This is a genomic window from Saliniferula longa (assembly GCF_050789285.1).
Taxonomy (GTDB): Bacteria; Pseudomonadota; Alphaproteobacteria; order Rhodobacterales; family Rhodobacteraceae; genus CAVPWP01.
Genome location: NZ_JBOUVX010000002.1, coordinates 42879 through 56089 on the forward strand (window position 1 = coordinate 42879; position 13211 = coordinate 56089).

Below are 13211 nucleotides of genomic sequence, written 5' to 3' on the forward strand. Positions count from 1 at the left end.
GGATGCCTTCCTATTTGGTGATCGAAAGCTCGCCCGGCGCGCCGGCCATGGCGCGGTTGGGCGATGACGTGGCGATGAGCAGCCCAAGCGTCAGGACGTAGGGCGCGGCGTAGAAGAGGTAGTAGCCCGAGGTAACGCCCACCGATTGCAGCGCCGGGCCCAGCGCGCCCGCGCCGCCGAACAGAAGCGCCGCCCAGATGCAGGCGATCGGGTTCCAGCGCGCGAAGATCACGAGGGCCACGGCCATCAGGCCCTGCCCGGACGAGATCCCTTCGTTCCAGCTGCCGGGATAGTAAAGCGAAAGGTAGGCCCCGCCGATCCCCGCCAGCGCGCCGCCCGCCGCCGTCGCGGCGATGCGGATCGGCACCGGCCGCAGACCCATGGCGCGGGCGGCATCGGTGGAATCGCCCACGACGCGCAGGATCAGGCCGACCCGCGTCGTGCGCAACATCCAGGCGATCGCCACCGCAAGGACAAGGCCGATCAGGAACAGCACGTTGACGTTCAGCGCCGCCTGAACCTGCGGGATGTCGGACCACCAGCCGAAAGAGATCGACGGAAGGTCGGGCGCGACAGGCTGGATGAAGGGCTTGCCGAAGTAGAAGGCCATGCCCAACCCGAACAGCATCATCGCGATCCCGATCGCGATGTCGTTGACGCACGGGATCGAACAGATGACCCCGTGCAGCAGTCCGAAGGCAGCACCCGCCACCGCCGCCGCGCCGACCCCCACCCAGGCCGACCCGGTGAGGTAGGCGAACGCGTAGCCCGACATGGCGCCGAAGACGAGCGTGCCCTCGAGGCCAAGGTTGATGCGGCCCGACCGTTCGGTCAGCAACTCGCCCAGGCTGACGAACAGGAACGGCGTGGAAACGCGGATCGCCCCGCCGACGATGGCGACAAGGATCGACCAGAGCCCGAGATCCCCCTCCATCAGCGCCTCCACTTTTCGGGGACGAACGGCTTGAGCCGTCCGTACAGCGCGTCGGACATCAGGATCGCGATGAAGACGAAGCCCTGAAGGACAAGCACGGTGGCGTCAGGCAGGTCCATACGCCGCTGGATCAGGCCTGACGAGGCCTCGAACCCCGCAAGCAGGATCGCGACCGGGATGATGACCAGCGGATTGTGCCGGGCAAGAAAGGCCACAAGGATGCCCGTGTAGCCATAGCCCGAGGCGAGCGACCCGTTGGCCGATCCATGCACCGCGCCGACCTCGAACAACCCGGCCAGTCCGGCGAAGGCGCCGGCAAGTCCGGTGAAGCCAAGGATCAGCCGGCCCACCGGCAGACCCTGCACCTGCGCCGCCCGCACGTTGCCGCCGGCGATGCGCGCCGCGAACCCCCAGGTGGTCCGGTCGATCAGCACCCACGAGATCACGCAGGCCAGAACGCCGAAGGCAAGGCCCCAGTGAACATCGAGACCGGGTATGCCCCCGATCCGCAGCGTCTCGGGCAGGAGCGCGGTCGAGGGCTTGTTGAGGCTCGAGGGATCGCGCAGCGGTCCTTCGATGAGGTGGTTCATCAGCGCGATGGCGATGTACGCCAGAAGCAGGGACGAGATCGTTTCGTTCACGCCGCGATAGTGACGCAGCGCCCCGGCGGCGCCGATCCAGACCGCACCGACCAGCATCGCGCCAAGTCCCATCAGCGGCAACGCGACAGCGGCGGGTGCGCCCGACAGGACCACGCCCAGTGCGCCCGCGGCGACGCCCCCAAGAACGATCGCCCCTTCGCCGCCGATCACCACAAGACCTAGACGCGCGGGCAGCGCGACGCAAAGCGCGGCGAAGAGAAGGGGCGCGGTGCGCGACAACGTGTTCTGCCAGGAGAACGCCGATCCGAAACCGCCCTGCCAGACCAGCGAAAAGAACTGCGCGGGTGACTTGCCCTGGGTCAGAAGGAACAGCCCGAAGGCGGCAAGGCCCGCCAGAAGGGCCAGAAGCGGGATGACGACAGGCTCGGCCCGCCGGGCAAGCGCGGGGAGAAACACGCCCTCCGGCCGGCCGATGATCGCCTGTTCTGCCATGTCCGCCTCTGGCCCCCTGGGTCCCTGCCCGAACTCAGGACGTCGAGCCGATCACGCCCTCGACAAGGTAGTCCATGCTTTCAAGCGCGATGTCGGTTTCGACCAGCGCCTCGCCTGCGGCCAGAAGCGCGTTGCCGGCGTTGTCGTTGAGCGGACCCCTGATGACCGAGAAGCCACCCGCCATGATCTCGGCTTTCGTGGCCTCGAACTGGGCGCGCGCGGCGTCGGTCACGGCGGGGCCAAGCGGCGACATCTTGATGAAGCCGTCCGCCAGGCCGCCCCGCACGAAGTTCGGAATGGTGCCGCCGTCCAGCACGGTCTGGACCATCCCGGTGTAGACGCCGGCCCAGTTCCATTCGGCCCCGGTCAGGTACTTCTCGGGGGCAAGCGCCGACTGATCGGCATGGTAGCCGCAGATGTAGCACCCGCGCCCGGCGGCGGTTTCCATCACAACCTTCGGCCCGTCGACATGGCAGGTGATGACGTCGCAGCCCGCGTCCGCCAGCGCATTGGTCGCCTCGGCCTCTTTCACGGCCAGCGACCATTCGCCGGTGAAGATCACCTGGCAGGTGATCGTGGGGTCCACGGCGCGCGCGCCAAGCAGGAACGAGTTGATGTTCAGCAGCACCTGCGGGATGGGTTTCGCCGCCACGAAGCCGATCTTCTTGGTCTGGCTCATGTGCCCGGCGACGATGCCGTTCAGGTACTGGCCCATGCCGATGTAGCCGAAGTAGCTGCCCACGTTCGTGGGCATGCCGTCGGTCCACAGGCCGGCCGCATGCTGGAAGCGGACATCGGGGTACTTCGGCGCCAGTTCCAGAATATGCGGGTTGAAGTAGCCGAACGAGGTCGGGAAGATCAGCGAGGCCCCGTCCAGGTTGATCATGGATTCCATGGACTTCTGGACGTCGATCGTTTCGGCGACATTCTCTTCCTCGACGACCGTGACGCCCTCCATCGCCTTCACGGCGGCGGCGCCTTCCGCATGGGCCTGGTTGTAGCCGAAATCGTCGCGGGGGCCGACGTAGATGAAACCGATGGTCAGCGGTGCCTGCGCGCGGGCCATGCCGGGCAGGCCAAGGGCGGCTGCGGCGCCAAGGGCGGCGGTGCCCGACAGGAAGCGGCGGCGATTGAGGGCGGGCGTCGTCAGGATCATTGCGGAAAGCTCCGAGGAATGGGGCGCCGTCGGTGCGGCGCCGGTGCGGCGGATTCGTCTGACCCCACGCTCACCAGATTGAACCGCTGCTGTCTCCTGCTAAGATTGCACTGAACCGCTGCATTTCTTGCAGCAGTTAAACGGAGACACCGATGCGCAGCCTTCTGCCGCTCCAGTTCGTCGACGCCATCGCCCGCGCCGGGTCGATCCGCAAGGCCGCCGAAGGTCTGGCCATCACGTCGACGGCCCTCAACCGGCGGCTTCTTGCGCTGGAAGAAGAGCTTGGTGTGCCGATCTTCGAACGCCTGCCAAGGGGGGTCCGCCTGTCCACGGCGGGCGAATTGCTGATCCACCACCTGCGCAGCCAGGCGGCCGATTTCGAGAAGCTCAAGGGCCAGATCGCCGATCTGCGCGGCGAACGGCGCGGACATGTGGCCATCGCCTGTTCGCAGGCCTTCCTGCCCTACTTCCTGCCCGAGCAGATCGGCCGGTACCGGCGCGAACACCGCGGCGTAAGCTTCGGCGTGCGGGTTCGCGACCGCGCGGCGGCCGAGTCGGCCCTGGCCGATCACAGCGCCGACCTTGCCCTGATCTTCGAGCCCGTCCGCCTGTCCGAGGTGCAGCTTCTGGCCAGCGCGCGGCAAAGCATCCACGCGGTCATGGCGCCCGACCACCCGCTGGCGGGCCAGTCGACGATCCGCCTGAGGGACTGCGCCCGCTTTCCGGTGGCGCTTCCCACCACGGTCTACGGGGTGCGCCACCTGATCGACCTTGCCCTTGTCCGCACCTCGATCGAGCTTCAGACGATGGTCGAGGCCGACAGCTTCGACTTCCTGCGCCACTACCCGCGACAGGAGCAGATCATCAGTTTCCAGATCCCGATCGGGTTGCCGCCCGGCGACGGGCATCGGGCGCTTGTCTCGCGTCCACTCGACACCCGCGACGTGCCGGCGGGGCGCCTTTACCTGTGCCAGCTGCGCAGCCGCACCCTTCCGGTGGCGGCCGCCAAGTTCGCAGCACTTCTCGAGCGCGAGATCGACCACATCGCGGATTGAGGCGGACACGGTCAACCGCTCGACGACGCAGGCGACCCGCCCCTCGCCGGATCGGTCGGGCTCTGATAGTCTTGGCCCGGACTGGCGTCGCAGGCCACAGCGCCGCAACCAAGAGGGAAGCCGGCATGACCCACACCGACCCGCAGGCCGAGGCACTGCGCGCCGCGGCCACGACGACGATGCGCGGGCTGTCGCGCACCTACGCCCTGCGCGGGGCGCTTGCGCTGGCGCTTGGGATTGTCGCCCTGTTCTGGCCCGAACAAAGCCTGTCGCTTCTTCTTCGGATCGCCGGGGTGTTCCTGATCCTTGACGGAGCGGCGACGCTTTTCGGGGCGCGGGGCCGGGCCGGCGCGCGGGCCGACACGGGATCGGGCATCGTCGGGCTGATCGTGGGCCTTGTCCTTCTGATCCTGCCCGCGACATCGCTGAAGCTTGCCTTCTTCCTGATCGGCGTCTGGGCGCTGGTGACGGCGGGAAGCTACCTTGCCAGCTGGTGGCAGATGCCGAAGGCCTATCCGGACCGCGATGCCGCGCGGAATGCCGGTTTGCTGGCGGCGCTGGTGGGTCTTGTTCTTGTGATCTGGCCCGGCACGGGGCTGGTCCTGACCGGTTGGGGCATCGCGCTGGCCGCGTTCGCGATCGCCGCGACGATGTTCTTCCTGGCCGCGAAGTTTCGCGGCGCGAAGACACGTCTTTTTGAGGGTGGCCGCCGCCCCTGACCGGCGCCCGCCGCTTGACCGCGGTCAACGCGCCTGCCCCCGGCGGGGCCTAGCGTCAACCCATGACCCGCGCCCCGAACCGCAGCGAAATCGCCGTCGCGCTTTTCACCAGCGCCTATGTGTCGATCTTCACGGCCTGGTTCTTCTCGAAGGGTAACTACGAATTCATCGTCTATGTCCTGACGATGCTCGCACTGATGGCGTTGATCGGCCTTTCGCTCGGCAAGGCCGAATACCCGCCGGCAATCCTTTGGGGCCTGTCGCTTTGGGGGCTGATGCACATGGCCGGCGGCGGTGTGCCGGTCGACGGCTCGGTCCTTTACAACCTGGTGCTGGTCCCCGTCGCCACGGTCGATGACAGCGTGATCCTGAAATACGACCAGTTCGTCCATGCCTTCGGCTTTGGCGTGACGGCCTGGCTCTTGCACCATCTGCTGACCCGCCATTTCCCCGACACGCGCGGCACGACGACGGCACTGGCCTTTCCCGCACTGGCCGCGATGGGCCTTGGCGCAGTGAACGAGATGATCGAGTTCACCGCCGTGCTTCTGGTGCCCGACACCAACGTGGGGGGCTACATCAACACCGCGCTTGACCTTGTGTTCAACGCGCTTGGCGCGGTCATCGCGGTCACCTGGATCGGGCTACGCGGGCGCTAGTCGTCGATCCGGCCGCGCATCGCCTTCACCTCGGCCCGCGCCTTCTTCGACTTGATCCGCCGCTCGACCGACCCCTTCGTGGGCTTGGTCGGACGCCGCGGCTTGGGCACGACGGTCGCCGCGCGGACAAGCTCGGCCAGCCGGTCGCGGGCGATCTCGCGGTTGCGGGCCTGGCTTCGGGTGTCATCGACCTGGATCACCACGGCGCCCTCCTTGGTCCAGCGCCGCCCGGCCAACCGCTTCAGCCGCCGCTTGACCGGCTCGGGCAGGCTGGGCGAGCGCTCAGCCTCGAAGCGCAGCTCGACCGCGGTCGAGACCTTGTTGACGTTCTGCCCGCCGGGGCCCGAGGCGCGCACGAACTGCTCGGTCAGCTCCCATTCGGCGATCTCGATCTGGTCGGTGATGCGCATGGCTGTTCGGGTCCTGCCAATCGAAAAGGGCCACCGGAGTTCGGTGGCCCTTCGAGTTTCTTGGGAGATGGGCCAGTTAGGGACTGGAGCCCAATCTGGAGAGTTCGACCCTTGGGGTTGCCCTCAGGCCTCGGTCCTCCTGACTGTTCCGACACCTCTCTCCAATATCACTCTAGACACTGGACCACCTCCTTTCAAAAAGTTGACCGATGAAGGAAGGGTGCCACAGATCTTGTGTTTGTCAAAGGTTTTCACGCAACCCCTGCCGCAAGACGCCGCACAATGAGGCGAAACGGCACAAGGGCGATCACGGCGAGGGCAAGTTTGACACCCCAGTCCGCCAGTGCCAGCGAAACCCAGAGCGGCACGACAGGCCCCGCACCCAGCAGCGGCAGCGCCTCGTTCGCCCAGGACACGTCGTTGCCGGGTTCAAGGAAGGCGAATTGCGCGCTGAAGGCGATGGTGAAGAAAAGCGCGGTGTCCACCGACGATCCGATCAGGCTCGAGACGACGGGCGCGCGCCACCAGACACCCGCCCGCAGCCGGTCGAAGATCGCGATGTCGAGAAGCTGGGCGGTCAGGAACGCCAGACCCGAGCCCACCGCGATGCGCCAGGTCACGAGCGGCCCGAACTCACCCTGGATCTGCGTGCCGATGACCGAGCAGATCACGCCTGTCACGAAACCCGCGAAGACGACCTTGCGCGCCAGCGCCGGCCCATAGACCCGGTTCATCACGTCGGTGACAAGAAAGGCCAGCGGATAGGTGAAGGCGCCCCAGGTCAGCCATTGGCCGAAAAGGAACTGCACAAGGATGTTCGAGGCCACGACGATGGCAGCCATGGCAAGAATGCCGGGAAGAAGGCGGGACATGGATCGGGTTCCGTTTTGACAAGGTCGCGGAGACTTGGCCCCCGGGTCGTCCGGGAACGGCGCCGATTACTCCTGCGCGGGCTCGGCGGTCAAGCGGAATTCGACGAAGGTCGTGGGCTCGCTCGGGCGCTGGTTGTTGTCCGAGACCATCGTGATCCGAAGGCCCTGATCGTCGCGCCAGAGAGCGATCCCCTCGAGATTGGTGAATTCACCCGGGCGGCTGGTCCAAAGGATTTCGCCCATGCCGTCAGGGGTCTCGAAGCGCCGGATCCGGTTCTGCCACCACAGCCCGAGGGTCAGCTTCCGTTCCAGCAGGTATAGCCGCCCCTGATCGTCGTAATCGGCCCCGACAAGGGCGAAGGCGTCAAGCGGGGTGATCTTGCCGGCGATGTCCCATTCGTTGCCGTTCAGGCGATAGACTAGGAACCCGTCTCGGCCCGGTCCCACGGATTCGGGAAAGGCATAGACCGTCCCGTCGGGGGCAACCGCGATCGCCTCGAGTTGGCGATTGTCGAAATAGTCGTGGAACGTGGGATGATCCCGCGTCGGATTTGCCCGCCCGCGCAGGTCGTCGTAGCGCGAGACATGGGCCCAGCGCTCGAACGCGACAAAGGCGGTGCCGTCGGGAAGCATGGCCAGCCCTTCGGCATCCGACCAGTCGCCCACGCGCCGCGCCGTGACTGGAAAACCGTCCTGCCCCAGAAGGGGCGCGATCCGCGTGACGGTGACCTTGTCGAGCGTCCCGTCGCCAGTGCGCGTGACCGCCCCGGTCAGATACCATCCCCGGTCGGTGACCGCCCAGAACCGGCTGCCGTCGTCCGAAAACTCGAGACCCGAGACCCCGTTCACCGCCTCGAAGCCCCATTCGGTCGCGCCGACGAAGCTCAGTTCGTCGGCCGCGGCGGGCAGGGCAAGAAGGGCGATCAGCGCGACAGGACTTGCGCGCATGCCTGGGGCAGATCTGCGAGGACAAGCTCGCGCCGCGGCTGCGGCTTGGGCGCATTCGGATCGGGCGGCGGCGGGTTGAGGATGTTGTTCACCCACTGGCGGGCCTCGTCGCAGCCGTCACCGGCCGGAATCGTATCCTGTTCGACACAGGCGCGCGCGCCCCTGGGGCAGTTGAGGCGGACATGGAAGTGATAATGATGGCCCCACCACGGCCGGACCTTGCGCAGCCACGACCGATCGCCCTTCTCGTCGTTGCACATCTGCACCTTCGCGCCCGGGAAGATGAAGATCCGCGCAACCGCCGGGTCCTTCGCCGCCGCGCGGACGATCTTGTGATGCTCGGCCGTCCAGCTTGAATTGACGTAAGCGCCGTTCGCCCGCTGCATCGAGATCGACGAAAGATTCTCGCGCTCGGACCTGCTGAGGTTCAGCCGCTGCGGCGGCAGCATCCAGATGTCGGCGTCGAGCCCCATCTGGTGCGAGGCATGGCCGGTCAGCATCGGCCCCCCGCGCGGCTGCGAGATGTCGCCCACGTAAAGCCCGTTCCATCCCGGCTGCGTCGCGGCATAGGCCGACAGGCGCTGCAGGAAGTCGATGGTGTCCGGATGGCCCCAGTTGCGGTTGCGCGACAGGCGCATCGCCTGCCAGGTCGGGCCGGTTTCCGGCAGCGGCACCGCGCCGGCAAGGCAGCCTTTCGAATAGCTGCCGAAGGGTTCGGATCGGTGGGCCGAGGGCGACTTCTCGCGTCCGAAAAGTTCCTTGGCCGTGGGCGCCGCCTGTACGGGAAGCGCGAGGGTCAGAAGAAGCCCGATCAGGGCGAAGGCTGTGCGTCCCATGCGGCTGCTCGATCTCCGTAGGGTTTCACCCACCGTAGCAGAAACAGCCCCACAAGGAACAGGACGATCAGCGGGGTCACGCCAAGTTGCTGGCTTCCCGTCAGGTAGGTCACCGTCCCGATCGACAGGGGCGCCAGGAACGAGGTCGCCTTGCCCGCCAGCGCGTAAAGCCCGAACGCCTCGGTCATCCTGTGGGGATTGGCCTGCCGCACCATCATCGTTCGGCTGGCCGACTGAAGCGCCCCGCCCGCTGCGCCGATGACGGCTCCGATCGCATAGAAGGTGATGTCGGGCAGCCGCGAGGCCGCGTCGACCGGCACGCCGAAGACGCTTGTCCGCGACACGAAGACCGTCGCGAGGGCCGCCACGGTAAGCGCAAGGATCGAGGCCGAGATCACCGGCCTCGGCCCGAAGGCGACATCGGCCTTGCCGCCGATCCATGCGAAGACCGCTCCCAGAACGATGGCGAGCAGGCCGAAGATGCCGGTGTCGACGACGCTCCAGTTCAGGACGCCCGCGGCATAGATGCCGCCGAAGACATAGATGCCGTTCAGGGCGTCGCGGTAGAACATCGACGAAGCGAGATAGGCCAGAAGACTTGGCGTCCCGGGAAGGCTGCGGATCGTTCCGGCAAGCCCCTTCAGCGCAAGCATGACGGCGCCCTTGGGCGGGCGGATCGACCGGGGCTCGCGCACCCAAAGGAAAAAGGGGATCATGAAGACGATGAACCACAGCGCCGTCAGCGGTCCGACGAAGCGCGTTCCTTCGCGCGCGGCGGGGTCAAGGCCCAGCGCCGGCGGCTGACCAAGCATGGTGGTGCCGTTCGGACCCTCGGCGAAGAACGCCAGCATCAGGATCAGCGCAATCAGGCCGCCGACATAGCCGAAGGCCCAGCCATTGCCCGAGATTCGACCGATCTCGTCCCGCGACCCAAGGTCGGGAAGCATCGAGTTGGTGAAGATCGTCGCGAACTCCATCCCGATGAGGCCCACCGCGAACAGGAACAGGATGAGGTAGAGGTTGAAGTCGTCCGGCGCCGCCAGCCAGACGCCCGCGCTGCCCGCGACGTACATCGCCGAGAAGATCCAGATCCAGCGCATGCGACTGCCCGAGGTGTCGGCCAGCGCGCCAAGGACCGGGGCAAGAAGGGCGATGACCACGCCGGCGGCACCGATGCCGAACCCCCAGGCGGATTGCGCCGCGGTGCCGTCGCCCAGCACTTCCTTGACGTAGGGTCCGAAGATGAAGGTCAGAAGCAGCGTGTTGTAGGGCTGGCTTGCCCAGTCGAAGAAGAACCACCCCCAGATCCGCCTTCGCGTCGAGATCGCCGCCATGCCTGCCCTCGTCTGCCCCTTGAGGGGACTAGACACCGGGTCGACGGGCCGCGCAACGGAAAGATCAGAAGGGCATCGGCGGCCAGGGCCGCAGAGATTCCGCGTCACTCCAGGCCCGCACCCAGTCGGGCAGGGGCAGGTCGGGCACCTCTCCCAGGATCCCGGCCAGCCGCGCGGTCGGCACCATCCCTGACCGGTCGGTCACGGCCATGCGAAGAAGGGCGTGGCTGGTGCATTCGCCGTCTCGCCACATCGACTGCTCGGCATAGGTGAAGCGCTCGTCCCAGCCGGCGACACGGCTGCGCATCTCGATCCGGTCGAACGCGCGCACGCGGCGGCGGTAGCGCACGCTCGACCCGGCGATGGTGCCGGCAAGGCCATGACGGCGCATCGTGCCGGTCAGGCCCATGCGCTGAAACAGCACCATCCGACCGATGTCGAACAGCGTCAGGGTTCGGCCGTTGTTCATCTCGAGGAAGACGTCGATATCCCACGGCCAGCAGACATGATGCGAGACATGCGTCTCTCCCAGCTTCAGCGGGGGCGCGTTGCGGTGCTTGACCAGTTCCTTGGCAAGACGGACGACGGGATACACGGCGGGATGTCCTTTTTGCGCGAAGACCTGTCGCCGCCGCGCGCCCGCGTCAAATGCGACGTTGCGGCAGACCCGCGCCTTGCCACCCCGCCGCCCCCGTCATAGGTATCGCCCCAAAGCAAGGAGCCGCCCCGCATGGTGATGATCTACGAACTGCTGAAGCTCGTCCTCGATGTCGTGTTCTTCATCATGATCCTGCACATCGTGATGAGCTGGCTCATCACGTTCAATGTCCTCAACCTGCGCCAGCCCCTGGTCGCGCAGCTCTGGGACGGACTGAACCGGCTTCTCGAACCCGCCTATGCCCCGATCCGGCGGATGCTGCCCAACACCGGCGCGATCGACCTTGCGCCGCTTGTCGCCTTCCTCATCGTGATCGCCCTGCGCGACATCATCCTTCCGCGCCTGCTTCTTGTGGGCATATAGGCCGCTCGAAGCCGCAACTCGGCGCTTGTTCACCGATTCCTCATATGGAACACTCCATGGGGAACGAGCGGTAACGAACAAAGGCCAACAAGGCGCATGACCACAGGCAGGGACCTTCTGTCCTCCGTCTTCGGATTCGACGATTTCCGGCCCGGACAGGCCGAGATCGTCGATGCCGTCACACAGGGCGAGAACACGCTGGCCATCATGCCCACCGGCGGCGGCAAGTCGCTGTGCTACCAGTTGCCCGCGCTTCTGCGCGACGGGGTGACGCTGGTCGTGTCGCCGCTCATCGCGCTCATGCGCGACCAGGTTCGCGCGCTTCAGGCCGTGGGGGTCGCGGCGGGGGCGCTGACCTCGGCCAATACCCCACACGAGATCGAGGCCGTGTTCGAATCCATCGACGCGGGCGAACTCAAGCTGCTCTACATGGCGCCCGAACGGTTGTCGGCCGCCGCCACCCTGCCGCTTCTGCGACGCGCGCGCGTCAGCCTGATCGCCGTCGACGAGGCGCATTGCGTCAGCCAGTGGGGTCATGACTTCCGCCCCGATTACCTCGAGATCGGGAAGGTCCGCCGCGCCCTTGGCGTGCCGCTGGCCGCCTTCACCGCCACCGCGGACGCCGAGACGCGGGACGAGATCGTCGCGCGCCTGTTCGACGGGCAGGTGCCCCGCACCTTCCTTCGCGGCTTCGACCGGCCGAACCTGCACCTTGCCTTCGCCGTCAAAGATCACCCGCGCGCGCAGATCCTGTCCTTCGCTGCCGCCCGCCGGGGCCAATCGGGCATCGTCTATTGTGCGACCCGCGCCAAGACCGAAACGCTTGCCCAGGCGCTGGCCGAAGCCGGGCACCCTGCCTGCGCCTATCATGCCGGTCTCGACCCCGACAGGCGCCGCGAGGTCGAGGAACGGTTTTCGTCCGAGGACGGTCTGATCGTCGTCGCCACGGTTGCTTTCGGCATGGGGGTCGACAAGCCGGACGTGCGCTGGGTGGCCCACGCCGATCTGCCGAAGTCGATCGAGGCCTACTACCAGGAAATCGGCCGCGCCGGCCGCGACGGGGCGCCGGCCGACACGCTGACGCTTTATGGTCCCGACGACATTCGCCTGCGGCGGTCGCAAATCGACGAAGGGCTGGCGCCGTCCGAACGCAAGGCAGCGGACCACGGACGTCTCAACGCGCTTCTGGGTCTGGCCGAGGCGCAGGGCTGCCGCAGGTCGGTCCTTCTGCGCTATTTCGGGGAAGACCCCCCGCCCTGCGGCGCCTGCGACCTGTGCGACCGCCCGCCCGAGACCTTCGACGCCACCGAGTCCGTGCGCATGGCGCTGTCGGCGGCCTTGCGAACCGGCGAAAGCTTCGGGACCGGGCACCTCATCGATGTCCTGACAGGCACGGCGACCGACAAGGTCCGCGCCCGCCAGCACGACGCGCTTCCGACCTTCGGCGTCGGCCGCGCCACGACACGGGCAGAATGGCAGGCGATCTTCCGCCAGATGATGGGGCGCGACCTTCTGCGTCCCGACCCGGAACGCCTTGGCGCGCTGCGCATGACCGAGGCCGCGCGTCCGGTCCTGCGCGGCGAGGAACAGGTCACGCTGCGCCGCGACACCATCACGCGCACGGCCCCTGCCCCCGCGCGGGCCCTCGTCTCGGACGACGACGCCCCGCTTCTGGCGGCGCTCAAGGCGCGCCGCCGGGCCTTTGCCGAGGCCGCGCGTGTGCCCGCCTATGTCGTCTTCACCGACCGCACTCTGATCGAGATGGCCGAACGGCGGCCCGGCACACTGGACGAGATGGCCCGGATCGGCGGCGTCGGCGCCACGAAGCTCGAGCGGTATGGGGCGGCCTTTCTCGAAGTGATCCGGGGCGAGGCCCCGGACGAGGTTCACCCCGCGCGGCGGAAGCTTGCCGGCCAGGCGTCGGGCACGGTCTATGACCGCCTTGTCGATGCCCAGGCGCAGCTTTCGCGGGGTGAGGATGGCCGCGACAAGCCTCTGTCGTGCTCGGCGTCGCTTCTTGCGCGTGTGGCCGAACTGGGCCGGGCCGATGCCGCGCGCCTGCGCGCGCTTCTGGGCGACCGGCGTGCCGAACGGTTCGGCGACGCCTTCCTTGCGGTCCTGCGCGACGCTTGAGCGACGCGGCTTGCGGATTAGGTAGCGGCAGGAACAGGAA

At 67.3% G+C, this 13211-nt stretch carries 14 protein-coding genes; 5 read left to right on the forward strand and 9 right to left on the reverse strand.

Features of this window, described 5'->3' with window-relative positions; translation table 11 throughout:
• Positions 1–10: 10 nt before the first annotated feature.
• The 3 genes from ACRDNQ_RS06785 to ACRDNQ_RS06795 are packed head-to-tail and all read right to left on the reverse strand — an operon-like array spanning position 11 to position 3184.
• Positions 11–934: an ABC transporter permease gene (locus tag ACRDNQ_RS06785; RefSeq protein WP_431827897.1), complete on the reverse strand. Its 924-nt coding sequence runs from the start codon at positions 932–934 to the stop codon at positions 11–13.
• Positions 934–2028 (reverse strand): ABC transporter permease, encoded by a 1095-nt coding sequence (locus tag ACRDNQ_RS06790; protein WP_431827898.1) that lies wholly within the window; start codon positions 2026–2028, stop codon positions 934–936. Before ACRDNQ_RS06790 ends, ACRDNQ_RS06785 begins: the two co-directional genes overlap by 1 nt.
• 34 nt (positions 2029–2062) lie before the next feature.
• Positions 2063–3184, reverse strand: a complete 1122-nt coding sequence (locus ACRDNQ_RS06795; RefSeq protein WP_431827899.1) for a BMP family ABC transporter substrate-binding protein — start codon at positions 3182–3184, stop codon at positions 2063–2065.
• Between the two features lie 152 nt (positions 3185–3336).
• Here ACRDNQ_RS06795 and ACRDNQ_RS06800 point away from each other — a divergent pair, with 152 nt between their 5' ends.
• The 3 genes from ACRDNQ_RS06800 (at position 3337) to ACRDNQ_RS06810 (ending at position 5617) form a co-directional block, all read left to right on the forward strand.
• Positions 3337–4239, forward strand: coding sequence for a LysR family transcriptional regulator (locus ACRDNQ_RS06800; protein WP_431827900.1), 903 nt, complete (start codon positions 3337–3339; stop codon positions 4237–4239).
• A 125-nt stretch (positions 4240–4364) separates the two neighbouring features.
• Positions 4365–4958, forward strand: coding sequence for a DUF308 domain-containing protein (locus ACRDNQ_RS06805; protein WP_431827901.1), 594 nt, complete (start codon positions 4365–4367; stop codon positions 4956–4958).
• Between the two features lie 62 nt (positions 4959–5020).
• A complete protein-coding gene (locus ACRDNQ_RS06810) occupies positions 5021–5617 on the forward strand; it encodes a DUF2238 domain-containing protein (RefSeq protein WP_431827902.1) in 597 nt (198 codons plus the stop codon).
• Here the strand turns inward: ACRDNQ_RS06810 and arfB are convergent.
• From arfB to ACRDNQ_RS06840, 6 genes are all read right to left on the reverse strand, one after another.
• Complete coding sequence (gene arfB / locus ACRDNQ_RS06815; protein ID WP_431827903.1) at positions 5614–6027, reverse strand: alternative ribosome rescue aminoacyl-tRNA hydrolase ArfB; 414 nt, start codon at positions 6025–6027, stop codon at positions 5614–5616. The two genes, ACRDNQ_RS06810 and arfB, sit on opposite strands and share 4 nt — an antisense overlap.
• 251 nt (positions 6028–6278) lie before the next feature.
• Positions 6279–6899 (reverse strand): queuosine precursor transporter, encoded by a 621-nt coding sequence (locus ACRDNQ_RS06820; protein ID WP_431827904.1) that lies wholly within the window; start codon positions 6897–6899, stop codon positions 6279–6281.
• A gap of 66 nt (positions 6900–6965) precedes the next feature.
• Entirely contained in the window at positions 6966–7847 is an 882-nt protein-coding gene (locus ACRDNQ_RS06825; protein ID WP_431827905.1) for an esterase-like activity of phytase family protein, read from the reverse strand.
• Positions 7823–8683 carry a penicillin-insensitive murein endopeptidase gene (gene mepA, locus ACRDNQ_RS06830; protein WP_431827906.1) on the reverse strand — a complete coding sequence of 287 codons (861 nt, stop codon included), beginning with the start codon at positions 8681–8683 and terminating at the stop codon, positions 7823–7825. Before mepA ends, ACRDNQ_RS06825 begins: the two co-directional genes overlap by 25 nt.
• Complete coding sequence (locus tag ACRDNQ_RS06835) at positions 8659–10053, reverse strand: MFS transporter (RefSeq protein WP_431827907.1); 1395 nt, start codon at positions 10051–10053, stop codon at positions 8659–8661. Before ACRDNQ_RS06835 ends, mepA begins: the two co-directional genes overlap by 25 nt.
• Before the next feature lie 28 nt (positions 10054–10081).
• The gene (locus ACRDNQ_RS06840) at positions 10082–10612 is read right to left on the reverse strand and encodes an acyl-CoA thioesterase (RefSeq protein WP_431827908.1); all 531 of its coding nucleotides are present in this window, start codon (positions 10610–10612) and stop codon (positions 10082–10084) included.
• Positions 10613–10747: 135 nt separating this feature from the next.
• On the opposite strand from ACRDNQ_RS06840, the gene ACRDNQ_RS06845 reads away from it, so the two are divergent.
• Entirely contained in the window at positions 10748–11038 is a 291-nt protein-coding gene (locus ACRDNQ_RS06845) for a YggT family protein (protein WP_431827909.1), read from the forward strand.
• A gap of 96 nt (positions 11039–11134) precedes the next feature.
• A complete protein-coding gene (recQ, locus tag ACRDNQ_RS06850; RefSeq protein WP_431827910.1) occupies positions 11135–13171 on the forward strand; it encodes a DNA helicase RecQ in 2037 nt (678 codons plus the stop codon).
• Positions 13172–13211: the final 40 nt, after the last annotated feature.

Bases quoted from the DNA above. Each gene is read 5' to 3' on its own strand.
- mepA (WP_431827906.1), bottom strand. From the start codon at position 8,683: ATGGGACGCACAGCCTTCGCCCTGATCGGGCTTCTTCTGACCCTCGCG.
- ACRDNQ_RS06795 (WP_431827899.1), bottom strand. From the start codon at position 3,184: ATGATCCTGACGACGCCCGCCCTCAATCGCCGCCGCTTCCTGTCGGGC.
- ACRDNQ_RS06805 (WP_431827901.1), top strand. From the start codon at position 4,365: ATGACCCACACCGACCCGCAGGCCGAGGCACTGCGCGCCGCGGCCACG.
- ACRDNQ_RS06820 (WP_431827904.1), bottom strand. From the start codon at position 6,899: ATGTCCCGCCTTCTTCCCGGCATTCTTGCCATGGCTGCCATCGTCGTG.
- ACRDNQ_RS06790 (WP_431827898.1), bottom strand. From the start codon at position 2,028: ATGGCAGAACAGGCGATCATCGGCCGGCCGGAGGGCGTGTTTCTCCCC.
- recQ (WP_431827910.1), top strand. From the start codon at position 11,135: ATGACCACAGGCAGGGACCTTCTGTCCTCCGTCTTCGGATTCGACGAT.
- ACRDNQ_RS06810 (WP_431827902.1), top strand. From the start codon at position 5,021: ATGACCCGCGCCCCGAACCGCAGCGAAATCGCCGTCGCGCTTTTCACC.
- arfB (WP_431827903.1), bottom strand. From the start codon at position 6,027: ATGCGCATCACCGACCAGATCGAGATCGCCGAATGGGAGCTGACCGAG.
- ACRDNQ_RS06800 (WP_431827900.1), top strand. From the start codon at position 3,337: ATGCGCAGCCTTCTGCCGCTCCAGTTCGTCGACGCCATCGCCCGCGCC.
- ACRDNQ_RS06785 (WP_431827897.1), bottom strand. From the start codon at position 934: ATGGAGGGGGATCTCGGGCTCTGGTCGATCCTTGTCGCCATCGTCGGC.
- ACRDNQ_RS06825 (WP_431827905.1), bottom strand. From the start codon at position 7,847: ATGCGCGCAAGTCCTGTCGCGCTGATCGCCCTTCTTGCCCTGCCCGCC.
- ACRDNQ_RS06845 (WP_431827909.1), top strand. From the start codon at position 10,748: ATGGTGATGATCTACGAACTGCTGAAGCTCGTCCTCGATGTCGTGTTC.